This is a genomic window from Endozoicomonas montiporae CL-33 (assembly GCF_001583435.1).
Lineage (GTDB): Bacteria > Pseudomonadota > Gammaproteobacteria > Pseudomonadales > Endozoicomonadaceae > Endozoicomonas_A > Endozoicomonas_A montiporae.
Genome location: NZ_CP013251.1, coordinates 4,621,530 through 4,642,569 on the forward strand (window position 1 = coordinate 4,621,530; position 21,040 = coordinate 4,642,569).

Sequence of the window (21,040 nt, forward strand, 5' to 3'; positions counted from 1 at the left end):
TCAGCGGGTGTCATGTAATTTGAAAATGGTAATGAGCCGGCGTAGCACAACTGGTAGTGCAGCGCATTCGTAATGCGAAGGTTGGGGGTTCGATTCCTCTCGTCGGCATCAATAAAATCAATAAGTTAGAGAAAACAAAAACAAAGGGTTTTTATACGGGGGGACAGCAGGGGAACAGTAAAACAAAGTCTAACCACAACATATCCTAACGCTACAGGTTATAGGCTTCATTCTGCACTCCTATTGGCCTTGCTCCTGCAAGGCCATGAGTACGTAACTACGAGCATCTTCACTCATCTTCCGGACACGCTTTTTTTAATATCAGCTTTGCCGCCTGAGCAATCTCATCTCCAGTGCAATCCATATCGTTTTCTGATCGCCGTAATGCTTCTGAGCAACGTTTAAGCTCTGGATCATTTGCCGCTTTTTTATCCAGAATCCGAATAACACGATTCACGGTGACTGCCGGATCCTTACTGTATAAATCGTTTTGCATTATCCCCACCTCGCTACAAAATACTGTATATAAAAACAGTCTTGTTTTCTATATTCTGTCGTTTATTTCTGTATTGCTGCTACTATCGCACATTCCAAAATTCAGGCTACTGCGCCAACCGCACCCAGATACTGAGATAAAGCCCTTATCCACATAATGAAAAATCCTGTATCCGTCCATGAAGGTTTTTTTCCATACCACATTTTTAAAATCAGGCAACTCCATCCTTTTCATCGGGTGCAATTAAAAGTGTTCCTGACATGTTAGGTTTTCCATTTTTTAAAGCCCTAACCCTGCAGAAATGCTCGGAACAAAATTCCGAAAAATCATGATTTCAGCATTCTCGGAACACTTTTAATTGCACCCCTTTTCATCTCTTTCTCAGTTTTTTATTTACAGAAAAATTTTTACTGCAGTCATGAAGTACGATTAAAAACTGATTTCTTTTGTAAATTTATGGCAAAGATTCGCTTCCAAGCCACTATAAAAAAATATTGGCTTCAAATCTTGTTAAATGATTTACAGGTTCTACCTTGACGACTGTTTGGCCTATGCGCCAAACTGGCTCCCATCGCCTGCACTGCTAACAACAGACACAGGTGGGAGCCATCCCATCAGGACAAAACGGCCTCAATGCCGGGCGTCCTGTGGATAGAAAACCGAAAACGGTGGGTCAAGCCGTGCCAACCTGCGTGCAGGAAGGCGGGAAGCGACAGGGGAACGCTGTGTGTTCTTGTTAGCGTCCCGGCACCATTTTCTATACAGCTCTGCCAGTCAGAGCTGAGGCTCCATGTTGAATAAGATATGGACATCAAAACCGCACTCAATGAGCTGCGGTTTTTTCGTTTCTGGAACATACGACACCTGTATTGGTTATTGCTTCGTCAGTGTCTCGAGGCCTGCGCGTAGTTACAGGGTATAGGTATAAGACGAAAAAATATTGATCTATGTCAGTTTTCAAATCGTAGTTGCGAGGGTCGCAACTTTGTTAAAAAAATTGACCTGCATCAAAGCAAAACTTTGTCCCAAATCAATAAAGGCTATTGACTAAGACCATGTTCCCAAAACTACAACAGGGGGTGGAGTAATGAATGTACAAAAAGTTTCCACTTTCACTAAGGTTTATAATCAGGCTTAGAAACTGGGAGGATCAGCAACTGGCTGAGGAGGTAGGCGTGAGCAAGACAACAGCATCAAGATGGCTGAACGGTGAGCAGGAACCCAAGAGCCTGCAGGAGCTGGTTAACATCGCTAAAAAACTGGGCGTAACAACGGATGACCTGCTTGGGCTGTCTAATGAATTTCCTGCCAAGATGAATGCGGTGATGAAACAGCTTCCGGAAGATGTACAGGAGGCAGAATTTGAACGGGTACTGAAGTTACTGGAGGAGTATCAGAAAACGTGAGGAAAGGCCGGGCAGGATGCCCAGTCCTACAAGATGGGCTCTTGCCGATTGGTGCCAACCTTTTCCGGTTTCAACAGCTCGTGCTTACCATTAAACAGGTCTGAAGCAATGTAGCGGATAATGGCGTAGGTGTAGATCAGGCTGCCATTGATGAAGAAGCCGAATACCCAATTACTTAGCTGGAAGCCGAATGGTCTGAACCCTTGACATAACATAAGCAACATCAGGAAGCCCACTTGTATGCAGAGCAGGACGTAGATTTTTTTATCGAATTTTTCTCGGTGCTTCCTTCTGGATCGATGCCATTCAAGCTGTTCTTGCTGGATGCTTTTTAGTTCTGTTGATGCTTCTGCTTGAGCATTCTGTATCAGAGAGGTTCTGGCAGCTTGTGACTGTCTCTTAAGAGAAGAGAATAACGTATCCTTGTCGTTTACCTCAGCCAACCTTGGCCTCCTTAAAATTACATCAAACCGAGTACTCTGGCTCTTACTTCTGCAGCATATTCACTGACTGCAAAGTCGGCTGCTACCAGAGAAGCAATTCCAGACCAATGAGCCCAGCTGTTTATGAAATGCTGCTCTGGCATAAGCAGCTCAGCTGCAAACATATCAGCTTCTTTCTCTCTGGTGTTTTTTGGTCCGGGCGTCCGGTAGTCAACAAAGTTCTGGTCAGGATTGGTTGGATCAAAATGCAAGACAATGTGACCCAGCTCATGAGCAAGGGTGAAAAGCTGTCTACGGGCTGAGTCCTCATCATTGAGGTAAATCATTTTTTGCGAGTGGCTGACAGCACCAGCAACATTTCTGGTTGACTCATCAGGTAAGAAATTCTCGTAACCATATCCAAGGCGAGTTGCAACTTGTTCTATTGGAACGGGAATCTGATCGCCGATATCAAGGCTACGTATTAAACCGTTAGCCCGCTCCTTAATTTGCTCTCTTGTATAACTCATCGTACTCTCCCCAGGAAGGGCTATAGTACTTATAATTCTTCGACCGTCAATAATAATCCTTCCGAATTCAACTTATCAGCTTGACTTATTTCCTGTCTAGGATTATCGGCGTGAATTATTAAGATTACAGATTTCATTCAACAACCTCATCCGTTATGGTTGTAATTTGAACAGAAGGAAGGAACCTGACAATGAACCCAACTCAAATCATGGACAAGATTTTCAAGCTATTGGATCGGGTAGGTTTTCTGGCAGACAAAGCTTATCAAGAACATCTGAAGGCAGAAGAAACAGTCGGACAGCCAGTAGTATTTAATATCAGTAAGGAAGCTGAAGAGGTAATCGCTTCATTCAGTGGGAAAGATTTTTCTAAAGTGATTGAGCGTAAGAAGCGGCTGTATGGGTTGGACTGAAAGATAGGGTAGTCGTTGATATTGAGAATAATACCTGGTTGGGATACTAATAGACACCATAGAACAATATTGAAGTGGATTTCGGGGGAGGCCAGCCACCTATGGACGGACTGGAAAAGAGAGTTAAGCATCTGGAGGACGATGTTCAGGGGATCAAAACTGATCTTGCTGTTATCAAATCCAACTATGCCACCTGTGAAGATATCCAGCGGGAAATAGGAGGTATCCGTACAGACCTTCAAAGAGAAGCCGGCGGTATTCGAGAGGATCTCCAAAGAGAGATGGGGTGTGTTAATGCAAATATTGAGAAAATGGGGCGCACTATGATCATGTGGACAGTGGGCTCAGTTTTGGCGACATGCACCTTTATTTTTGGAGTTGTCCGCTTCCTGTCCTGAGGGGGCTCACCCCTCCACACTCTCCGCCCGCACCGTCGTCACAAACCCACTTCTACCCAACTTATGGGTTACCTGATTAATCACCCAGTCACCATCAATACCGTTACGGAACCCGGTCAGGGTCAGCTTCCCTTCCACCCGCAATGACGGACTGCCCGGCAAGGTCAGGCTTGCAGTTTGGGTACCGCGCTGAAGGCTGTCCAGCTTGGAGCGGGCGGCTACTTTTGCCGCTTCTTCGTCAGGGTGTTGGCCTCTCAAGGTGTAAACGGGCTTGGTGTCCGGCTCTCCCACTCTAACGGGTACCCGTTGAGCCGTAGCGCTGTTATGCCAGTGGGCGATGACGGCAGTGTACTTGCCCCGGTCGGTCATGGTGAAGCGGTAACGGGTGAGTTGTTCGGGTGTCAGGCTAATGGCAGGCAGGTCTTTACCACTGGCGGTGCGGCCTTGTCCTTTGGGAACAAACAGTAATCGTCCTTCTTTTATTGTGCTGACCGCGTCGTACTGTCTGGCCAGTCGTGTTAGGAAATGTAGATCCGACTCTTCAGTCTGGTCGATGTGGGCAATGGTTTTGTCTTTCAATGTTTCAGCAATCACCGGCTCAAGTTGATGGTTGCCGGCAATGGTGCGGGTTAAGTCATCGAGGGTGACGTTCTCCCAGCTGCGGGTGTTCTGGGATTTGAGGCTTTGCCTGAAATCAGCAGCCCTTGCCCGGATGGTGAGTGAGTCAGGTGGGCCTTCCGTGTTGAGCTCGTCCACAATGAACAATCCCATCGGGCTGAGTTTGTCGTTACGGTAGCCCAGATGCAGGAACAGTTCGGCGCCGGTTCGGGGTAAGCGTACGGATCGGTCACGGTCATCGAGCTTGATTTCAAGTGTGTCAGACTGGATACCGGATTCATCGGTAACACTCAGGGATATAAGTCGATCGCGTATAGCGTCGGTAATATCCTGACGGTCGGCTTCAAGAGTAAATTCTGGCTGCATCAGTCCCATAACCTCACTTCTTTCTCAGCTTTCGGCGCAGCAATATTGGGCAGGTTGATAACAACACCAGCAGGCAACACAGCCCCCATCTGCGCTAGTCTGGGATTGGCCGCCAGCACCTGCGGGACAACGTCGGTGCGCCCATAATATTTTAGGCAGATATGATCCAGCATATTGATGTCTGTTACTCGGTATTTCATGGAATAGTGCCTGCTTAGCTGTAATGGATACCATCAAGCGAAAATAAATAAAGTCCCGGGCATTTCCTGCGCTTCAATTCAATCGCCTTTTGGGCTTCACCCTCTGTGCGATAACAGCCCAGTTTGAAAGGCTCTTTCCACCAGAAAGCATCCTGAAAAATTTCCTGACTTTTTTCTTTGTACTGCTCCTGGTATTTGATCATTACTGTTACGGGTCTGGCTTTCTTCCTGCCTTTTTTCTTCAGTGCCTTGTCGGGCGCTGGTTGCTGCCGGGCATCTTTGGCTTTGGACCTTTCGGCTTTTGCCCTTGCGTTGCTCATGGTTAAGCTCCTGTTGCATTGTCACGATCTTCCCCATACTCCACCAGTTCCAGCCGAAAGCGGATATGCCGCGGCGCTCCATTGGCGAGCAAGTCACCCCGGGTTTCTTCTATTCGGGTGATACACCACTTGCCCCACACGTTACCCAAACCATCGGTCATGATTAAAGGCTCGCCCTTGCCTGCCTGTTCCCGCATGGCGTCGATCTGCTTCAGGCCGCCTTTGTAGTGGGGCAGTATTTCACCTTCCAGATTCACCGTATCAGCATCGGGTCCGGTGAACTGTTGGGCGGGTTTCCGGTTGACTCGCTGTTGTGCCTGCCACTGGTAACGACTGGAACGCTGAAGGGTTTTGTAAGCTGCCGTGTTTACGCTGAAACGGTACTCACCCAGAGTCATTAGTACATCACTCATCGTGCTGGGCTCCCTGTTCCTGATAGGCGTTCTTCTCGTCGATCCGTTCCATAATACGCTCGGTCAGGGCTTCGGCGTCTTCGTCCGGACGCTGGTAAATCTGGATGCGTTCGACGGTGGTCATTTGCTGCTGGGTAATCGGTGCTGGTGCAGCTACAGCGGGTGTCGCCACCAGTGCAGCGGTGACGGCTGCGGCGGCTCCCGTTTTGGGTAGATTACTGGCAACGGCTTTTTCAGGCTCGCCATCATTGCCGGTAAACAGGCTGCCAATTTTATCGCCCAGCATACTACCGCCAACGCCACCAATGATGGAGCCGAGTACGCCACCAACAGCAGTACCGATACCGGGGGCGATGACTGTTCCCAAAGCGGCACCCAGTTTCGCACCACCTAAAGCACCGCCAATACTGCCTGCCGTGTTGCTAACATCGGCGGCTTTTTCTCCGGCACTCAGGTTGCTGTTCATCAGAGTAGAGCCAACACTTAACGCTCCAATCCCTGCGCCGACCAGTCCCAGTTTGCCACCCATGGCTTTACCGGCACGGGCAAGTCGCCCGCCTTTTCTTGCCTTGCCGCCAGCAGAGCCTATCCCTCCAACACCAGCCCCGCCCATTTGCAGACTGGCTTTTTTCGCTGTGAATCCGAGCATCGCTACTGCACCAGTCAATGCAGCAATGGCGGTAATCACCGGGGCAGTGATCAGGGCAATGGTACCAATGCCCCCGATCAGGCTGACAATACCTGTGGTCATGCCGGGGCTTTCTTCCACAAATTTGTTGATGCCTTCAATAATGTTCTCAATCTTGGGCATCAATCGTTCCAGTACCGGCAGCAGGGCTTGTCCGATGCGCTCCTGCAGGGCTTGCCAGCGTTGCTGCATCAGCTGGATCTTGTTGCCAGTAGTGTTGGAACGGTTATCAAACTCCCGCTGCATACTACCGGCAAACTGTGTTTCATCATTAGTCAGCCGGACGGCTTTTTGGTACTGCTCAAGGCTACCGGTTAGCAGTGATATGTCGTCTGCGTATTCGGTACCAAACAAGTTAGCCAGTACGCCTGCCCGTGACTGGTTATCCAGTTGTGACACGCTTTCCAGAAAATCACTCAGCGCTCCTTGAGCATCATCACCAATGGCCATTGACAAGTCGCTGGCCGAATAGCCCAGTTCTGCCAGTCCGTCCTGGAACTTTGCGCCCTGCTGCTCTGCTGTCTGGAGTTTAATTAACAGAGCATTGATAGCCGTACTGGCCACTTCAGGTGGTTTGCCCAGGGCAATAAAGGCATCGGCTAACGCAGCCGCTTCCCGGGCAGACAAGCCAAAGGTTTTTGCTGTACCACCAATACGCTGGAGTGCAGGCACAATATCGCGGGCTTTCGCTGCCGTGTTATCCGACAGGTGATTAATAACATCACCCAGCTTATCCATTTCAGAAATAGGGATCTGGTAAACGTTAGCCAGCTTCGCCATGGCGTCGCCTGCTTCTTCCGGCAGCATGTCAAAAGCGGTGGACATTTTCGCCACGGTTTCAACAAAGGTAGGCAAAGCATTGCGATTCACACCCAGCTGACCACCGGCGGCGGCAATCTCTGCCAAGCCTTCCTTGGTGATGGGAATGGTTTTGCTCATTTCCTTGAGCTGATTACCAAAGGCTTTAAATTGCTCCGGCGTGTCAAAGTCCACCACCTTGCGCACATCGGCCATCGCCGACTCAAAATCAATGGCTTGCTGGAGTGGTGCTCTAAGAATGTTGGTAAAGCTTTGCCCGACACGCCTTGTAGCCTCTCCCACAAACATCATGTTGGCAGATCGTTGCAGACCACGGTCGTATTTCTCGGCGGCTTTGCTCAGGGCTTTGGATCGTTGTTCAATGGCCTTCATTCGGTCGCCGAGCTTACCCATTTTACCGGCGACCTGTTCGCTGGCCTGACCCAGATGTCGGGTGTCGATGCCTGCGCTGCGCAACTCGCCGCGCATCTCCCGGGTTTCATTGCGTAAGGTCTGGTGCAGCGTCGCCAACTTCTGGCATTTCTTCTTGGAGCGTTCAAACTCTTGCTGAAGTTTCTTGGTCGGCTTGCTGGTTTTTTGTAGCTCTTTTGCCAGCTGCGAGGTTCTCAGTCGCGCCTTGTCCAGTTCCGACGCTGTAGACCCTAGCTTGCTCTGGAGTGCTTTCAGGGCATCAATGTTTTTTTGATGACCTTTCAGTTGTGACAAGGCCTTTGTCTGCTTGCCCAGACTGTCAGAGAACTTGTCGGTACTGCGGGTAATTTTCCGAATTGGAGCCGTGACTTTATCCACCGCCTGAATAATCACGGAGAGCTTGGTATCGGCCATGCTATAATAATCCCTTAGTGTTCAGGCTCGTATTCAAACCTCGTATCAGACAAGGATGCCCGATGAATAAAGTGCTGACTGTCATTCGTTTTTTGTTCACCGTCGTTGCGGCGTATTTCCTTCTCTATGGCTTCAAGGAAGTTGACTTCCTGTTTATTGTGTTGGGCTTTCTGGTTTATGGATTCGGTATTGGTTTGACACTGCTGGTAGACGGCAGCCTGAACGACGAAGGCTGTAAGGATCGAGGCGGGCCGACACACATTAGCCGATATTAACGATTGTGTTTTGGAGCCCTTTCCAGTGCCAGCTTGTGAAAGGCAACCAGTTCTTCCAGTGGCATCGACTTCATATCTGGCAGTGACCAGTGAAACAAGATCGCAAGGTTAGCCATTAATGGCCGGAATTCATCCGGCTTTAAACCAAAAAACCCGCCGCCTTTTCTGAGATTTTCTCAAAGTCAGCAACGTCCATGGTGCTCACTACTGCCGGTGGAATGTTCGCCAGCCTGGCGAGAATAGCTGTACCCCGTTTCAGTTCGTTTTTTTCATGCTCAACCGCTTCCAGATCCGCAACGGTCATCCGTCGTAAATGCAGAGTATCGGTTTCAATGCCATCCACTTCGATGGGGTATTGCAGTTTAAAGGCTTCTTTTTTGCTCATGTTGATAGTCTCGTTTAAAAGTAAAGAGAGATAGCTGCAATCACAGCCGCTGTACCAAATAACCAGGTGGACAAACTGACAATAAATCCAGCCCGGTCTGCGCCTTGGGGAGTCATATCGCCTTGTACCTTTAGTTGCCCGTTTGTTTTATACTCTTCCATATGGTTCATTCCTTTGGCTTGGAAAGGTTTGAATCAAAAGCCCGACTGTTTGCAGCAGCCGGGCTTTTGTTTTCAGGGTTTGTTAAATACCCAACGCGTCCCGCAACTCGGCGGTTTGATCCACACCATTGATAATGCAGACCAGGTTGACCGGATCAATCTCATGAATCACTTCACGATCAATGGTCAGCCGGTAGTAATGCAGGGTCATACCGACTTTCAGGGTGGTGTCGTCGCCGGGCTTCCAAGTACCATAGTCGGTCTCCTTAATCAGACCGCGCTGGGTAACAATGACTTGCCCCTTACTTCCGTCCTGACTGACGGTTGCCCCACGGAATTCAAAAGGGACAGTTTCACCCGGTACCACTTTCAGCTGCTTCAATACCGAACGGCTGCAACTGTTGAGGGTGAACTCGCTCTCCATCTTTTCCACTTCACCGGTGGGAATATCCACCGGTGCGCCCATACCGCCTGCCATGTACTCCCGAAACTTCGGAGTGATTTTGGGTGGTGACAGTTCCTGCGCCTGACCGACGAAATCCTCGCCATCAAAGTACAGGTTCATATTGACCAGGATGTCCTTGATCATGCGACGATCTCCTCCAGGTAATCATTGTTCAGGTGGCTGCGGAAGGTAATGCGCTCTGCAGGGCTGAAAGGACCGAAGTCAAAGTCGAAGTAAACCTTACCCGCCTGAATCGATTCTTTGGTATTCAGTTCAGCATCTGCCCAGCATTTACCGCCCTGAATAGCGCCCAATGCTTTCAGTTCACGCAGATAGGCATTGACGCCATCGGTGACGTTTTCCACATAGGTCTTGGTGATATTGCGATCCACTGCCCACAGGTGCGCCCGCTGGATGCTGTCCTGAATAATGTCCGCCGTACGTCGTACAGACAGGAACGCCCACTGGGGATCAGCACCAAGAGTGCGGTTACCCCAGAGCCGGAAGCCGTTTTCACGGATGATGGTGCTGACGTTCTCTTCGTTCAGCAGGTTGGCCCGGCTGTTCACATCGCCCAACGCGAAATCAACCGGGCGGGCTGTGCCGATAATACCGCGCATTTCGGTATTGGACGGTGACCACCAGAAGCCGCGCTCGTTGTCGGAACGGGCAATCATACCCGCCACCCTGGCAGACGCAGGCTCAACGGTTTCGGCGTTCAGGCTGGTGTCCCAAACCCTTACCCACGGATCCACCAGATAAGCACGATGGGAGCCGAAGTTATCAGCGTACGTTTTGGCGGCTGCGTCGTCGGTGTTGGGTCCATCGATAATCGCTACAGCTCGCAAACGTTCTGCCACCACGACCAACTCGGCACCGCCAGCATCTTTATGGCTGAAGTTTGGCGCACAGAGAATACGGGGCTGAACACCCACAATACTCTTGGCACCCAGAAAGGCATGAACGCCCTCGTACTCACCGCCAGCACCTACACCGCCAATCACATTGGACAAAGTGTCAGCATCGTCTGACCCTTCTTCGACACGCACCACCACAACAGCAGCACCCACCTGATCGAAGATACCATCAATAGCAGACGGCAGTGTGCCACCGTCGCCCAGTGCGGCGGCTTCCGTGCGGTTACCGGCAATCAGTACCGGTGTATTGACCGGAAATTGAATCGGGTCGGCATTGGGCGCTGTACCAATCAGCCCGATCACGGAGCTTTTGACGGTGCGGATCGGCCGCGTTCCGCCATCAATCTCCACGACCTCAACGCCATGTAAAAAGTCCGTGGCCATAGGTTCTCTCCTTTGGAGTTTCTGAGTTTACAAAAAAGCCCTTCGGGTGAAGGGCTAATCGTTGGAAGTGTGAAGTTGTTGTTATTCGTCAGGCTCCAGCCTCTCCAGCTGCTCAACAAACGGCTGGGCGATGGCCATAAAATCGGCATCGTCCGGGGCGTTTTCTACCGCTTGTTTGCCTTTTAAACGGATGTTGCGGATCTCGTCCAGCTGGCTGAACCAGTAGTCGCCTGTCGCCTTGATGGTTTGGGCGGCGTCCTGTTCGGTTCTGCCGAAGGCTTCAGCGTCACTTTTGACGGGCTTGGGGGCTTCGCCCTGGTAGCCGGAATTGATCCACTGTACTGCTGTGTCGTAGGCGCGTTGGTATTCGGTTTCTATGAATGCTGAGTTGGTGGCGAATCGGGTTCTTGCGGCTCCGGCGGCGTTGTCGATGGCGGTGCAGGTAGATAGACGACGATCAGCTACCGAAGCAACTTTTTGTTGAGAGAGGATAGGCCGCCCTGTTTCAGATGCCTCTATCCGCTTTCCAGTGGCTTGACCTTCTAATAATGACTGATGTTCCTCATGTGTTATTTTAACTACATCATCCGGCATGGTACTTCCATGCAATGCCGTTATATAAAAACCACCGGTTTGTTTACTGTAATAAGTATCCATATTAATGTCCTATCGCAAACCATCTTAATCCAATGATCACACCGCTGTTGTTACGTGCAATATAGAATTTGGCAGAAGTCTGAGTATATTCTCCGATTGATGTATACGTGTCGGTTGACACAAATCGCGCCTCAAATGAATTCATCAGTGTTATGAATGTGCTGGTAGGAAACGTAACCGGGAATGTGACAACTGATGTCCCGTCGGCACCTGTTACAGAAATCCCCCATTGAAAAATAAAACCACCCAACCACGACGGCAACGCCATGTAGCCATGATCACTCGAAAAATTGTAAGAAAAACCGGCACGCAACTTCTTTGGAGTGACGGCGTTACTGTCATTTGTTCCTGCATTCACTTCTGCCTGTGTGGCAATTTCCACAAACCCTTTTATGCTCTCTGTAGCATTACGCGCAAACGAATTTAACCGACTCGCCAACGTCTTAGGCGTCACCATCCGTGTATGAGTCGTCCCCGCATCCACCTCCGACTGCGTTGCAATCTCCGCCTGTCCGCGTGTTGATTCTGTTGCCTGCCGTGTTCCATCATCCCGCGCAACATCCACGGCGTAGGACGTGGCAAGGGTGGTTTTTGATGTACTGGTTGCCGAGTCGCTAATGGCGGTGACTCTTGCGCCGCTGCTTAACTGGATGCCGCCTACTTTAATGTTGGCGCTGCCTGTTTGGTTCAGCTCTCCGTCAGAAACAAAGTGGTAGACATTACCGGCATCATCATGCCAGATGTGGTCAATGTTACTGTCGCCTGACTCGCTGAAGAAAATGGGCTTACCGCCAGTGTTAATGCCTTGGCTGAATTTGGGGCGAACATCAATCCGGGCAAACTTCGACGTTAAAATGCTCCATAGCTTTTTGGGTGTAATGATTCGACTGTCATCCGTTCCCGCATTGGCTTCTGCTTGTGTCGCGACTTCTGCCACGCCGCGCCGACTTTCTGTAGCGGTACGGCTGTTTAGCTTTTTAGGGGTGATGACTTTTGTGTCATCAGTGCCACCGTTCGCCTCTGTTTGAGTGGCGATTTCCACAAACCCCTTGATAGTTTCGGTAGCGTTTCGGGTGAACGACGCCAACCGGCTTTTCAAGGTTGCCGCTGTTATTACCCGACTGGTTGATGTGCCTGCATCGGTTTCTGATTGTGTCGCCAGTTCGACCACGCCACGCCTGGAAGTGGTGGCGGTGCGGTTGTAGAGCTTCTTGGGCGTAATGAACCGGGTGTCGTCGGTGGTGCCGTTGGCTTCGTCTTGTGTCGCAATCTCTGCCGTACCCAATAATGATTCAGTCGCCTGTGGTGCATAGATTGACACATCACCGGACGGCGCAACGGAACCCGGCGCGGCACTGAGGTTCAATTGTTCTGCCAGTATCAGGGTCGTGGTCGATCCTTTGCTCTGGATGACGGATCCGTCATCGTGCTGAACCGTGGCGAACAGCACACCGCCATCGGTGATGAAGTCCATCTTTGTTACGTCGTAGCTTTCGGTGGTGCTGTCCTGGGCCACCACATAAACCCGTGAGGGTTCGATGACCTGAACGCCCACCAGATCAAGCCGCTTTATTTTGTTGTTGCCATCAAACAGGTCAACGTAGCTGAGCGTCGCGCCCGAAAAGCCGTCAGCCTGAGCATTAATGGCCGCATCAATGCCGCTCTGGTGAATCATCATGCTCATTCCCATGTTCCTCTGTGAAGTACGGTGATTGATAGCTGTGACTGCAAATCAAACGGTGCGGTGTGAACTGTTCCGACGTTAAAAGTGAAGTCGCTGCGTAACGGCTTGGCCTGTTTGATGGCGTTGATGATGTCGTCCTGCAGGTCGGCGTCGGGTCGAAAGGCTGCGGTTTTGATGGTGCCGGGGGCGTTGTCGGGGACGGTTTCGCCTGCGTGGCTCCGGCTCCAGCCTTGTTTGCCGTTTTCAAACCGTGGGTTGGGGATCAGTTGCTTGTTTTCAAACAGGTCCCAGCATTCCAGTTCTGCGACCTGTGCGGTGCCGGTTCCGTCCCGGTAGTTGACGATAAACATGGGGCGTATGTAGGCCGTGCCGGGGCGAAATTCGTGATGGTCGTCACCAGTGCCGGTGATCTCGCCGTCAAACACCTGCCAGCCTGCAACGGTCAATTCATGACCACTGACCGCACAATAACGATAAGTACCTGCACCACCGCTTATATTCCTGAACGCCTTATCCAGCGTGGCAACACCTGCATAAACTTTATCCGTACCGGGACTGTCAACCGTCTGCCGAACCTTGAAACGTATGCGATAGACCCGACTGGTCTGCACGGGGATAGGTTCAGAACAGAACACCCATTCATCGTGGCCTGTACCGATTTCCAACACCGGCAACTGTCGCTCATTATCCTGCGCCGACAGATCCACGCTGAACGTGTGCGGTAATCCCTTCGGTGTTTGCTGCCACCACTCGGTAATGTTGGCCGTAGTACCGAATCGGGCAATGGCGTTTTCAACCGCTTTTAAACTGCCTTTAATGCGGTGTTGATAGAGTGCGTCTTTTAATGACTGGCGCTTGATGTGTTCCGGCCAGTCGTCGTTCCAGTCATCCACTGAGAACGCCCACGCAAGATAGGGTAAAAACTCAACAGGGCATTGATCAGGGTTCCAGAGCTGGCGGTAAATCACCGGCAGTTGTTCGATGCGTTCGGTTACGCTGGCTAAGGCTCTTTCTTGTTGTGTGGCTGAAGGTGGCAACAGGTCAGACATTCAATGCCTCCTGCTTTTGTGTCAGTTCAATGGCTGAACAGTAAGCGGCTTCGGTATCGGTCGGGGTGATGTCGGCTGCGGGTTCGTGCAGAACAACACGACTGACGCCTGCCTGTTGCAGTGCGCCGTAAATACCCGACACTGGCACAATAGCCCCGAGTCGGTGTCGCGTTTCTACAAACTGTTGAACCGCATCGCGGGCGGCATTCATTACCTGTTCTGCGCCTAAACCACTTTGGGTGTAGAGGTCAGCCCGGACACGGTAGGTGGTGATGGTCGCACCCTGTACCGTCAGCTCATCGGTTAACTGCCTGACGTGGGTCTGGTTTAAATGGTTGGTGACGGTTTGCAGCAGTTCGGCTGAGGGTGTGCCGTCGCCTTCTCTCGAAAGGATGGTGTTGATAATGCTGGCGTCGCCCTGCCGTTTGGGTTGGGCGTCTTTTACCTGTCCGTCGGCGGTGAGGCTTTGAAAAATGTACGAGCCTTCTGTTCCAGCGTTGGTTTGGCCTTCCATGGAAAGCTGGATTCTATAGCGTAAGTCGGTGTCACTTTCGTAGACAGGTTCGCGGGGTGGTATGGCGTCCGGATCTCCGGCATCAATGACCAGACGCTGGACATTCCAGAGTGCGCCCAGGTTGTCGAGGTCTGAACCTGTGGCATAAGGCAGCATCACCGCCTGTGCTTCGTCGTTGATCTTCGCCCGTAACAGCATTTCGCGGTAGGCGCAGACTTCGAGAATTTTGTAAGCCGGTTCGCTTTCCACCGGTGCATCAAAGTCGGGATAACGACGGCTCAACTCTGCCAGTATCTCGCTGAGGCTCTGCTCAAAGTCCAGCGCTTCCACCACTTTGGGCGGCGGTAACTGGCTGAGGTCGATTACCGTAAAAGCCATTAGATGATTAATCCTTCCAGTGTTACGGGTTTGCCATCCGGTAAATGTTCGCCTTCAATATCCAGCGTCACCTGACCACTGCTGACACTGACTACCTGTACTCTTTCGAGCTTTAACCGTGGCTCCCATTGATCAAGGGCTTCTGCCACAGCGGCATAGCATTCTGTTTTCCAGGCGGCGTTAACCGGCTCATCAATCAGGTCAAACAATCGGGAGCCGTAGTCACGTCGCATCACGCGGGAGCCGATAGGTGTTCGCAGAATGTCAGCAATACTCTGGCGCAGGTGTGCCTTACCGGACAGTGCTTTGCCGGTGTGTGCGTCGATGCCGTTCATGGTGTTTTATTGCTGCTGGCCTGTAGTGCCCGTGTTGGCAGGACCGGATGCCACGCCGGAATGTTTATGGCTGTTATAGATATCGCGATCAGCCTGCATGCTGCGGGTGTGGTCGGTGATGTCTTGGGTGGCAGTGATGTTGCCGTTCACGGTCAGATCACCGGTAAAGTCGATGCCGCCAGTACTGACTAGTTCAGTGGTGGATCCGGACGGGAGCTGCACTTTCAAATGATGGTTTTTACGGTCGTACTCAAAGTGTGCGCCATCGGAGAAGCGGTATATCTCTTTATCAGGATCGCTGGACAATGCCGGTAGGTTTTCCTGATAACCACTACCCAACACCCACGCCTGCGCCGGATCGCCACAGGGGCACAGCAAAATAACCTGTTCGCCCACTTCCAATGGTTGCCAGTTGCGGTTATTGCCTGCCCGCAAAGTAAGCCACGGTAGCCACTGGGTTTTTAGCTTGCCAGTTTGTACCCGCACTTTTGCCTGCCGGTGATCCACTTCAACCACAATGCCGGGGCGTACGACGTTGGCTAACTGCCGTGCCAGCTCAACCACATCAAACGATTTGTTCATATTTATTTTCATTGTCTAAGCCGATGTCGGGATCAATGCCGACCATCACTGTGTCAGGCAGTAGGCTGTCGTCGGGTTCGGGCTCACCGAGATAGACAGTTTGTTCCCAGCTGACGACCCAGGATTCGAAACCGGCTTTGCCCGGGCGAAACTCTGCCGGTTCTGCCTTGAGGTTTGTCGGGTGGTTGACCTCGGCGCCCAGTTTCCAGTGGTTGTAATGAATGGCTTCCAGCAGCCGGGCAGCTGTCTGGGGCGCTTCCATTGAAGACGGTGCGAAACTGCACCAGGCGACAAACTCACAAGCGGCGGCAAAGCTTCCGTCGCCACGCTCCACACCGGGTTTCATGGCGCTCAGGTCAAGCCGAACCGCTGGGGCTTTTACTTCGCGGTCCTGTGTGTTGTAACGTGCCACATCAACGCCCGGTAACACGTCGCTGATCTCTGCCGTTATGGCGTCCATCACCTTTGACAGTTTGCCGGAATCACCGACAGGGGTTTCGGTGCTGTCCAGATCGCACCAGATGGCGAACTCCATGACGCAGGTATACAGCTGTAACTCATGCTCATAGCCATCAGAACAGCTTTCCAGATACACGCCAGTAATCGCTTCCAGCGTATTCTTGCATTGCCTTAACAGTGTCGCGCAATCGCTGTAGGTTTTTGACCAGGCAACGACTTGGAAAAGCGATTTTAAACCTCTGGCCCTGCGCTGTTTCAGGGGCGACAGACGGTAGTCCTCTTCCGCCTCCTGCGCCTCCACACGGTGAAAGGTCAGCGACGGATAGTCTGCGTTTTGTGGCAGGGCTATCGGGTAGGCGCGATCATCCACCAATGGCAGCAGGGCGGCGGCCAGTTCCTGTTCAATGAGTTTCATAGATAGAAGTGTTTAGAGGTTGTCGAATTGTGCCAGTATGAAATCGGCAAGGTCTTTTTCCAGCGTCGGTAGGTGCTGTTCTGCCACGGGATTGATAAACGGCTGCGCCTGAGTAAAGCGGGTGCCTCGTTCCTGCATCATGCCTGCGACATAGCCTTTTCGGTTTGCCTTTTTATAGGTCAGGCCGATGCGAATCCGGGCAGTTTTGTTCCTTCTGTCCAGTCTGGACTTGTGGCCGATGGATCGACGCAGAGCTCCGGAACGCTTCGGCGCTTCCTCTTTCATTTCCGCTTTAAGTGGTTTGGCTAAATCTACCAGTGCTTTCTGAAGCACCTTTCCTGCCAGACGTTGCTCAAGCTGCGCCAGCTTATGGCCAGCTTCGTTATTAATGTCGAGATACGTTTCCATCAGAAACCCACCTGCCGACACAACAGTTTCAGCTGGCGACCACGCCCACCTATATCAATAGGCGTTTTTATTTCCAGCACATTGCCATGATGGTCGATCACCCGGTCACTGGCTTTTATATCCTTGCGAAAACGCATCCAGACTTCGTGTGTTGATTGAGCAACGAACTGTTGAGCCACAAAGGTTTCTTTTCCGTTAACTGGCTTTACCTCTGCCCAGCACTTGCCCAGCTCTTCCCACTCTTCAATCACTTCACCGAAATCGTTACGAGCTTTGGTGAACCGTTGCAGGGTGATGCGGTGGCGGAGTCGTCCGGGGTTCATAGATTGATAATCCGGTGGGCTGACAGTAAGCGTTCAGCCAGTGGAGGAACGGTTCGTTCTGTTTGTTCTGCTGTGTCGCACCGGTTTTCGTGAAAATCGGTCACGATCAGCAACATTGCCATCTGAATGTGGTTTTTTATGACTAACCCGGTGCTGTCATCGTCCGGCACTTCATCAGCGTAAAGGCTGCGGTTCAGATAACTTTCAACCGCAGATTCAGCAGCACTGCCGATCAGTTCCAGATAACTGTCTTCGTCGGTGTTATCCAGCTCAATACGTAGCTGTTGCTTGATCTGGTCGAGGGTCAGGAATTGCATTTACTTTGCCTGATTGGATTTCTTACCAGAATTATTCTGCTTTTTGGCCTCTGCGTCAGCTTTTTCTTTGTCGGCCTTTGCTTCTGCTTCCTCTTTGGTTTTCTGTTCAGCGGCTAATTTTTCCGCTTCTGCTTTTTCTTCAGCCGCTTTCTTTTCTGCTTCAGCATCAACCAGGAAACCCAGCTCACCAGCAATAACCACAGCACGATCCGGAAGGGTTTCATGGTCACCTGCTTCGATGGTTTCAATGTCGTAGCCATTGGGGGACCAGTTAAATGATTTGGTGATGGTGAACATAACGGGATTCCTGTTTTATTGGTAAGGCAGGGGCGAACCCCTGCTATTCATCAGGCGCTGGCCTGAACCTTCAACAGCTTGATGGCGTCAGAGTCGGTCAGCATGCCGCCAGTGCGTTTGGTGGTGTAGAACCCGACAAACGGCTTGTTAGTGTAGGGGTCACGCAGTACTCGGGTACCCATGCGGTCAACAATCGTATAGCCACGCATGAAGTTACCGAAGGCAATAGGCAGAGCATCAGCCGCCACATCAGGCATCTGTTCATTTTCTGCAATGGCATAACCCAGCAGAGTGGAAGGTTGACCGGCATCGAGACCCGGACGCCATAAATAGTTGCCTTCAGAGTCCTTCAGGATGCGCACATCAAACAACGAACTGTTGTTCATCATGAACTTCGCACCCATACGGTGAACCTTGCGCAGGCTGTAGATCAGCTGGAGCAGGGCATCCGGCGTGATCTTCACGGCATCCCCGGAACGGATGTACTGAAGGGTTCCGAACGCACGGGCAGCATCGGCATTTTCATCCATGGCATAGGCCATAAAGCCTTTAGGCTTGTTGGTGCCATCGCCTTTGGTGAAGGCGATTTCTTCCTGTTCGGAGAACTCTAGCTGCAGTTCACTGCTGAGCCATTGCTCTACATTGAAGAAGGCATCATCCAGCATCTTCTGGGTAGCCTGAGGGTTACCGTAGATTTCACCCATTTTAGGAGCGATCTGGGTCAGCTTGGGTGTATTGGTCTCAGGCCGTGCGTCTTCTTCACCTACCCAGCCAGAACCGGCACCATGCAGGTTGACCAGCTTTTTATATTCACTGCCGCCAACGGTAACGATGTTGGCTTCCTGTCGCATGACCACAGAGTCACGCTGCAGGTCCAGAAGGTTGCGATCAAGCTCTTCCGGTACAGCGTAACCACCGTCTTCGTCGGTACCAGTATTCAGAGCTTTCTGTTCCAGATCCTTCAGGCCACTGTCGTCACCACTACGAACAAAGCGGTCAAAGGCTTCTTTGTGCTCTTTGGCTTCTTTGCGTTCGTTTTTGCCAGTAACGCCGGGACGCTTCAGCTCTTTCAGCTCTTCCTCCAGACCGCTCTTGAGTTCGTCCAGTTCAGACAACTTACCGTTCAGGGTGTCGACCTGTTCAGAGAGTTTGCCTTTTTCCTGCTCTACCGCTTCAAGGCGTTTGTCGTTTTTTTCCTTGAATTCATCGAACGACGCCTTGAGTTCAGACGCGACGTTTTCAATGTCTTTTTTGTCGATAGCCATAATCAGCTCCAAATGGTTTTTATTGACTTCAGTGTTTCTATGACCGCTTCGTCGTCAGCGTCTCGCTGTTTCAGGGCGGAAAATCCCTCAGACATAAAAGCTTTTGCCTGAGAGCGTGACAGACCTACGTCGCGCAGGACTCTCTCAAGGTGTTTGGGTGAAACATCTTCACCCTTACTTAGTGCGGTTTTGACGTCGGATATACGGGCTTCGTCGTTGGCGGGGAAGGTAACAAGGGAGACTTCCCATAAGTCGATTTCCTTCAGCATCCACGCGCCTTTTTCCTTGTCGTAGTCGTACTCTTTCAGGCTGTAGCCAATGGACAGGCCGGACAGTGAACCGGCTTTCATGTGGCCGTGCGCCCGTTTTGCCAGTGGATCGACGTCAATCAGAAGACGACCTTCTACGTACAGCCCTTCGTCGTCTTCTTCCATTTTGGTGTAGACACCAATGGGTTCATCCATGCGGTGCTGCCACAACATGGCAGGCATCTGGTCTTTTTCCTGCCACTGCTTCAGGGAGGCATCAAAGGCACCGGGAACGACAATATCGGAATAACTGTCTTTCACTCCGAAGACAGAGCCATAACCACTGAATTCGCCGGATTCGCTGACCGACTTGATTTTCAGTGGTGCGTCAAGCCGTTGTTTCGTCAGCATCGTCATTGTTATTCTCCGTGTTTTCTGGATTCGTGGTCATGTTCATGGGGGTCAGGTAAATGTCACCGCCTTCTCTGGGGTTAAGATCTTCCAGTTCCCGGCAATCGTTCGGGCTGTAAATACTCCACTGGATTCCACTGGCGTAGGCTTCAAACCGGCTCTTCATGTCACCGCGCAACAATGCGCCCGCGTTGAACTTGGCGTAAAACCTGCCTTGGTCTTTGTCGTTTAGCAGGCCAATGTTGATGCGCTGTTCAATTCGAGTCAGGTAAGGCATCAGGCTGTAGTTCACAAAGCTTTGTGCCTGGTGTTCGATATTGCTGAACGTCGCCTTTTCCAGGTTGGCTATCATGTGGGGTGGCACACGGAAGATGGCGCAGATTTCATCTTTCTGGAATTTACGGGTTTCCAGAAACTGGGTGTCTTCCGCCTTCATGGTGATCTGGTTCCACTTCAGACCCTTTTCCAGAATGAATGGCTTGTGCATGTTTTCCATGCCCTGGTGCCGCGCCTCAAAATCTTCTTTCAGTCGTTTATAAGCTTCATCACTTAACTGGTCATCGGTTTCCAGAGCGCCGGAACCTACCGCACCGTTTTTAAAGAGTTGTGCGCCAAACTGCTCGGTATCTAAACCAAGGCTAATAGCCTGACGTGCGAAGGAAATAGGGCTTAACCCGGTCAGGCCGTCAAGAGTGAGGATGCGAACATGCCAGATTTGATCCTGTGTCAGAACATCCTGTGAGCCATCTTTAAAGGTGACTTTGTAAACAGGCTTGTGATTGCTGTCGAGTTTGGGTTCTACGCAGTCTGGATCGAACGGCAGGATTTCACTGACCTTGCCCATGGTTCTTACTTTGTAACCGTAGAAGTTGCCTTTCAGGCAAAGACAGGCAACGAGCAGCTCCCAGAACTCCTGTGGTGTCATGTAGTCGTTTGGTTTGACTGACAGGAGTTTATAAAGGGAATGATTGACAGCCTTTTCTTTTCTGTCGCCTTTCTGTTCGAACAGATGGCAAGGCAACATGCCAACGGATTCAGACAAAACCCGAATGCAGCCAAACACGGCCGTCAGCTGCAGGGCATGTTGCCGGGTGATTGTGCGGCCACTGTAACCATCAATTGACCAGCCGCCTAACATCTCTGCCAGTTCCTTGGGTGTGACAGCTTCTTCAGCACTTTTGCGGCTGAATAGTTTTGAAAAAATTCCCATAGTTTTT

Annotated in this window: 31 protein-coding genes and 1 tRNA gene; 5 read left to right on the top strand and 27 right to left on the bottom strand. The window is 51.2% G+C overall.

All coding sequences use genetic code 11. From position 1 onward, the window contains the following. Window positions 1–35 precede the first annotated feature (35 nt). Window positions 36–108 (top strand) — tRNA-Thr (locus tag EZMO1_RS21210). Between the two features lie 181 nt (window positions 109–289). Here EZMO1_RS21210 and EZMO1_RS21215 read toward each other — a convergent pair. Further along, entirely contained in the window at window positions 290–496 is a 207-nt protein-coding gene (locus EZMO1_RS21215) for a hypothetical protein (RefSeq protein ID WP_034878202.1), read from the bottom strand. Between the two features lie 1,175 nt (window positions 497–1,671). On the opposite strand from EZMO1_RS21215, the gene EZMO1_RS21225 reads away from it, so the two are divergent. Further along, complete coding sequence (locus EZMO1_RS21225) at window positions 1,672–1,902, top strand: helix-turn-helix transcriptional regulator (RefSeq protein WP_236632071.1); 231 nt, start codon at window positions 1,672–1,674, stop codon at window positions 1,900–1,902. Between the two features lie 26 nt (window positions 1,903–1,928). Here the strand turns inward: EZMO1_RS21225 and EZMO1_RS21230 are convergent, their stop codons facing one another. After that, window positions 1,929–2,345, bottom strand: a complete 417-nt coding sequence (locus tag EZMO1_RS21230) for a hypothetical protein (protein ID WP_034878207.1) — start codon at window positions 2,343–2,345, stop codon at window positions 1,929–1,931. 17 nt (window positions 2,346–2,362) lie between these two features. Continuing rightward, the gene (locus EZMO1_RS21235; protein WP_051789708.1) at window positions 2,363–2,854 is read right to left on the bottom strand and encodes an ImmA/IrrE family metallo-endopeptidase; all 492 of its coding nucleotides are present in this window, start codon (window positions 2,852–2,854) and stop codon (window positions 2,363–2,365) included. Between the two features lie 191 nt (window positions 2,855–3,045). Here EZMO1_RS21235 and EZMO1_RS21240 point away from each other — a divergent pair, with 191 nt between their 5' ends. Next, window positions 3,046–3,267, top strand: coding sequence for a hypothetical protein (locus EZMO1_RS21240; protein WP_145912691.1), 222 nt, complete (start codon window positions 3,046–3,048; stop codon window positions 3,265–3,267). Window positions 3,268–3,368: 101 nt separating this feature from the next. Continuing rightward, a complete protein-coding gene (locus EZMO1_RS27450) occupies window positions 3,369–3,665 on the top strand; it encodes a hypothetical protein (protein WP_034878210.1) in 297 nt (98 codons plus the stop codon). 6 nt (window positions 3,666–3,671) lie between these two features. Here EZMO1_RS27450 and EZMO1_RS21250 read toward each other — a convergent pair whose 3' ends face one another. Genes EZMO1_RS21250 through EZMO1_RS21270 form a run of 5 tightly spaced genes read right to left on the bottom strand, consistent with a single transcriptional unit; the run spans window position 3,672 to window position 7,914 of the window. After that, entirely contained in the window at window positions 3,672–4,649 is a 978-nt protein-coding gene (locus EZMO1_RS21250; RefSeq protein ID WP_061509769.1) for a phage late control D family protein, read from the bottom strand. After that, complete coding sequence (locus EZMO1_RS21255; protein WP_061509696.1) at window positions 4,649–4,849, bottom strand: tail protein X; 201 nt, start codon at window positions 4,847–4,849, stop codon at window positions 4,649–4,651. The genes EZMO1_RS21250 and EZMO1_RS21255 overlap by 1 nt, the downstream gene beginning before the upstream one ends. Before the next feature lie 14 nt (window positions 4,850–4,863). After that, window positions 4,864–5,169 carry a hypothetical protein gene (locus EZMO1_RS21260; RefSeq protein WP_061509698.1) on the bottom strand — a complete coding sequence of 102 codons (306 nt, stop codon included), beginning with the start codon at window positions 5,167–5,169 and terminating at the stop codon, window positions 4,864–4,866. A gap of 2 nt (window positions 5,170–5,171) precedes the next feature. Then, window positions 5,172–5,582, bottom strand: a complete 411-nt coding sequence (locus tag EZMO1_RS21265; RefSeq protein ID WP_061509700.1) for a phage tail protein — start codon at window positions 5,580–5,582, stop codon at window positions 5,172–5,174. Beyond that, complete coding sequence (locus EZMO1_RS21270; protein ID WP_061509704.1) at window positions 5,575–7,914, bottom strand: phage tail tape measure protein; 2,340 nt, start codon at window positions 7,912–7,914, stop codon at window positions 5,575–5,577. The genes EZMO1_RS21265 and EZMO1_RS21270 overlap by 8 nt, the downstream gene beginning before the upstream one ends. A 62-nt stretch (window positions 7,915–7,976) precedes the next feature. Between EZMO1_RS21270 and EZMO1_RS21275 the strand changes: the two genes are divergently transcribed. Then, window positions 7,977–8,189, top strand: a complete 213-nt coding sequence (locus EZMO1_RS21275; RefSeq protein WP_061509706.1) for a hypothetical protein — start codon at window positions 7,977–7,979, stop codon at window positions 8,187–8,189. Here the strand turns inward: EZMO1_RS21275 and EZMO1_RS25915 are convergent. The 19 genes from EZMO1_RS25915 to EZMO1_RS21360 all read right to left on the bottom strand — a co-directional run bounded on the left by EZMO1_RS25915 (window position 8,186) and on the right by EZMO1_RS21360 (window position 21,033). Continuing rightward, a complete protein-coding gene (locus tag EZMO1_RS25915; protein ID WP_082211852.1) occupies window positions 8,186–8,305 on the bottom strand; it encodes a GpE family phage tail protein in 120 nt (39 codons plus the stop codon). The two genes, EZMO1_RS21275 and EZMO1_RS25915, sit on opposite strands and share 4 nt — an antisense overlap. 23 nt (window positions 8,306–8,328) lie before the next feature. Then, complete coding sequence (locus EZMO1_RS21280) at window positions 8,329–8,574, bottom strand: phage tail assembly protein (RefSeq protein WP_034874424.1); 246 nt, start codon at window positions 8,572–8,574, stop codon at window positions 8,329–8,331. Between the two features lie 14 nt (window positions 8,575–8,588). Beyond that, window positions 8,589–8,735 (bottom strand): hypothetical protein, encoded by a 147-nt coding sequence (locus tag EZMO1_RS27040; RefSeq protein ID WP_160174037.1) that lies wholly within the window; start codon window positions 8,733–8,735, stop codon window positions 8,589–8,591. Between the two features lie 82 nt (window positions 8,736–8,817). After that, on the bottom strand, window positions 8,818–9,324 hold the full coding sequence (locus EZMO1_RS21285) for a phage major tail tube protein (protein WP_061509708.1): 507 nt from the start codon (window positions 9,322–9,324) through the stop codon (window positions 8,818–8,820). Beyond that, window positions 9,321–10,481, bottom strand: a complete 1,161-nt coding sequence (locus EZMO1_RS21290; RefSeq protein WP_034874420.1) for a phage tail sheath subtilisin-like domain-containing protein — start codon at window positions 10,479–10,481, stop codon at window positions 9,321–9,323. The genes EZMO1_RS21285 and EZMO1_RS21290 overlap by 4 nt, the downstream gene beginning before the upstream one ends. 81 nt (window positions 10,482–10,562) lie before the next feature. Continuing rightward, the gene (locus tag EZMO1_RS21295; protein WP_061509710.1) at window positions 10,563–11,138 is read right to left on the bottom strand and encodes a hypothetical protein; all 576 of its coding nucleotides are present in this window, start codon (window positions 11,136–11,138) and stop codon (window positions 10,563–10,565) included. A gap of 1 nt (window position 11,139) precedes the next feature. Next, entirely contained in the window at window positions 11,140–12,822 is a 1,683-nt protein-coding gene (locus EZMO1_RS21300) for a gp53-like domain-containing protein (protein ID WP_061509712.1), read from the bottom strand. Next, window positions 12,819–13,871 (bottom strand): phage tail protein I, encoded by a 1,053-nt coding sequence (locus EZMO1_RS21305; RefSeq protein WP_061509714.1) that lies wholly within the window; start codon window positions 13,869–13,871, stop codon window positions 12,819–12,821. The genes EZMO1_RS21300 and EZMO1_RS21305 overlap by 4 nt, the downstream gene beginning before the upstream one ends. Beyond that, entirely contained in the window at window positions 13,864–14,763 is a 900-nt protein-coding gene (locus tag EZMO1_RS21310) for a baseplate assembly protein (protein ID WP_061509716.1), read from the bottom strand. The genes EZMO1_RS21305 and EZMO1_RS21310 overlap by 8 nt, the downstream gene beginning before the upstream one ends. Further along, window positions 14,763–15,098, bottom strand: coding sequence for a GPW/gp25 family protein (locus EZMO1_RS21315; protein ID WP_034874414.1), 336 nt, complete (start codon window positions 15,096–15,098; stop codon window positions 14,763–14,765). Before EZMO1_RS21315 ends, EZMO1_RS21310 begins: the two co-directional genes overlap by 1 nt. Window positions 15,099–15,104: 6 nt before the next feature. After that, window positions 15,105–15,680: a phage baseplate assembly protein V gene (locus EZMO1_RS21320; RefSeq protein ID WP_034878215.1), complete on the bottom strand. Its 576-nt coding sequence runs from the start codon at window positions 15,678–15,680 to the stop codon at window positions 15,105–15,107. Next, entirely contained in the window at window positions 15,664–16,554 is an 891-nt protein-coding gene (locus tag EZMO1_RS21325) for a hypothetical protein (protein WP_034878217.1), read from the bottom strand. Before EZMO1_RS21325 ends, EZMO1_RS21320 begins: the two co-directional genes overlap by 17 nt. A gap of 12 nt (window positions 16,555–16,566) precedes the next feature. After that, a complete protein-coding gene (locus EZMO1_RS21330) occupies window positions 16,567–16,962 on the bottom strand; it encodes an HK97-gp10 family putative phage morphogenesis protein (RefSeq protein WP_034878219.1) in 396 nt (131 codons plus the stop codon). Beyond that, the gene (locus EZMO1_RS21335) at window positions 16,962–17,285 is read right to left on the bottom strand and encodes a phage head closure protein (RefSeq protein WP_034878220.1); all 324 of its coding nucleotides are present in this window, start codon (window positions 17,283–17,285) and stop codon (window positions 16,962–16,964) included. The genes EZMO1_RS21330 and EZMO1_RS21335 overlap by 1 nt, the downstream gene beginning before the upstream one ends. After that, entirely contained in the window at window positions 17,282–17,602 is a 321-nt protein-coding gene (locus EZMO1_RS21340; RefSeq protein ID WP_034878222.1) for a head-tail connector protein, read from the bottom strand. Before EZMO1_RS21340 ends, EZMO1_RS21335 begins: the two co-directional genes overlap by 4 nt. Then, entirely contained in the window at window positions 17,603–17,899 is a 297-nt protein-coding gene (locus EZMO1_RS27045) for a hypothetical protein (RefSeq protein WP_034878223.1), read from the bottom strand. It lies immediately after the preceding gene. A 50-nt stretch (window positions 17,900–17,949) separates the two neighbouring features. Further along, complete coding sequence (locus tag EZMO1_RS21350) at window positions 17,950–19,164, bottom strand: phage major capsid protein (protein WP_034878225.1); 1,215 nt, start codon at window positions 19,162–19,164, stop codon at window positions 17,950–17,952. Between the two features lie 2 nt (window positions 19,165–19,166). Continuing rightward, the gene (locus EZMO1_RS21355; RefSeq protein ID WP_236632072.1) at window positions 19,167–19,829 is read right to left on the bottom strand and encodes an HK97 family phage prohead protease; all 663 of its coding nucleotides are present in this window, start codon (window positions 19,827–19,829) and stop codon (window positions 19,167–19,169) included. Further along, on the bottom strand, window positions 19,801–21,033 hold the full coding sequence (locus EZMO1_RS21360; protein WP_034878229.1) for a phage portal protein: 1,233 nt from the start codon (window positions 21,031–21,033) through the stop codon (window positions 19,801–19,803). The genes EZMO1_RS21355 and EZMO1_RS21360 overlap by 29 nt, the downstream gene beginning before the upstream one ends. Window positions 21,034–21,040 lie beyond the last annotated feature (7 nt).

Coding starts and splice junctions, on each gene's coding strand:
- EZMO1_RS21215 (WP_034878202.1), bottom strand. CDS start 496: ATGCAAAACGATTTATACAGTAAGGATCCGGCAGTCACCGTGAATCGT.
- EZMO1_RS21235 (WP_051789708.1), bottom strand. CDS start 2,854: ATGAGTTATACAAGAGAGCAAATTAAGGAGCGGGCTAACGGTTTAATA.
- EZMO1_RS21240 (WP_145912691.1), top strand. CDS start 3,046: ATGAACCCAACTCAAATCATGGACAAGATTTTCAAGCTATTGGATCGG.
- EZMO1_RS27450 (WP_034878210.1), top strand. CDS start 3,369: ATGGACGGACTGGAAAAGAGAGTTAAGCATCTGGAGGACGATGTTCAG.
- EZMO1_RS21250 (WP_061509769.1), bottom strand. CDS start 4,649: ATGCAGCCAGAATTTACTCTTGAAGCCGACCGTCAGGATATTACCGAC.
- EZMO1_RS21255 (WP_061509696.1), bottom strand. CDS start 4,849: ATGAAATACCGAGTAACAGACATCAATATGCTGGATCATATCTGCCTA.
- EZMO1_RS21260 (WP_061509698.1), bottom strand. CDS start 5,169: ATGAGCAACGCAAGGGCAAAAGCCGAAAGGTCCAAAGCCAAAGATGCC.
- EZMO1_RS21265 (WP_061509700.1), bottom strand. CDS start 5,582: ATGAGTGATGTACTAATGACTCTGGGTGAGTACCGTTTCAGCGTAAAC.
- EZMO1_RS21270 (WP_061509704.1), bottom strand. CDS start 7,914: ATGGCCGATACCAAGCTCTCCGTGATTATTCAGGCGGTGGATAAAGTC.
- EZMO1_RS21275 (WP_061509706.1), top strand. CDS start 7,977: ATGAATAAAGTGCTGACTGTCATTCGTTTTTTGTTCACCGTCGTTGCG.
- EZMO1_RS25915 (WP_082211852.1), bottom strand. CDS start 8,305: ATGGCTAACCTTGCGATCTTGTTTCACTGGTCACTGCCAGATATGAAG.
- EZMO1_RS21280 (WP_034874424.1), bottom strand. CDS start 8,574: ATGAGCAAAAAAGAAGCCTTTAAACTGCAATACCCCATCGAAGTGGAT.
- EZMO1_RS27040 (WP_160174037.1), bottom strand. CDS start 8,735: ATGGAAGAGTATAAAACAAACGGGCAACTAAAGGTACAAGGCGATATG.
- EZMO1_RS21285 (WP_061509708.1), bottom strand. CDS start 9,324: ATGATCAAGGACATCCTGGTCAATATGAACCTGTACTTTGATGGCGAG.
- EZMO1_RS21290 (WP_034874420.1), bottom strand. CDS start 10,481: ATGGCCACGGACTTTTTACATGGCGTTGAGGTCGTGGAGATTGATGGC.
- EZMO1_RS21295 (WP_061509710.1), bottom strand. CDS start 11,138: ATGGATACTTATTACAGTAAACAAACCGGTGGTTTTTATATAACGGCA.
- EZMO1_RS21300 (WP_061509712.1), bottom strand. CDS start 12,822: ATGAGCATGATGATTCACCAGAGCGGCATTGATGCGGCCATTAATGCT.
- EZMO1_RS21305 (WP_061509714.1), bottom strand. CDS start 13,871: ATGTCTGACCTGTTGCCACCTTCAGCCACACAACAAGAAAGAGCCTTA.
- EZMO1_RS21310 (WP_061509716.1), bottom strand. CDS start 14,763: ATGGCTTTTACGGTAATCGACCTCAGCCAGTTACCGCCGCCCAAAGTG.
- EZMO1_RS21315 (WP_034874414.1), bottom strand. CDS start 15,098: ATGAACGGCATCGACGCACACACCGGCAAAGCACTGTCCGGTAAGGCA.
- EZMO1_RS21320 (WP_034878215.1), bottom strand. CDS start 15,680: ATGAACAAATCGTTTGATGTGGTTGAGCTGGCACGGCAGTTAGCCAAC.
- EZMO1_RS21325 (WP_034878217.1), bottom strand. CDS start 16,554: ATGAAACTCATTGAACAGGAACTGGCCGCCGCCCTGCTGCCATTGGTG.
- EZMO1_RS21330 (WP_034878219.1), bottom strand. CDS start 16,962: ATGGAAACGTATCTCGACATTAATAACGAAGCTGGCCATAAGCTGGCG.
- EZMO1_RS21335 (WP_034878220.1), bottom strand. CDS start 17,285: ATGAACCCCGGACGACTCCGCCACCGCATCACCCTGCAACGGTTCACC.
- EZMO1_RS21340 (WP_034878222.1), bottom strand. CDS start 17,602: ATGCAATTCCTGACCCTCGACCAGATCAAGCAACAGCTACGTATTGAG.
- EZMO1_RS27045 (WP_034878223.1), bottom strand. CDS start 17,899: ATGTTCACCATCACCAAATCATTTAACTGGTCCCCCAATGGCTACGAC.
- EZMO1_RS21350 (WP_034878225.1), bottom strand. CDS start 19,164: ATGGCTATCGACAAAAAAGACATTGAAAACGTCGCGTCTGAACTCAAG.
- EZMO1_RS21355 (WP_236632072.1), bottom strand. CDS start 19,829: ATGACGATGCTGACGAAACAACGGCTTGACGCACCACTGAAAATCAAG.
- EZMO1_RS21360 (WP_034878229.1), bottom strand. CDS start 21,033: ATGGGAATTTTTTCAAAACTATTCAGCCGCAAAAGTGCTGAAGAAGCT.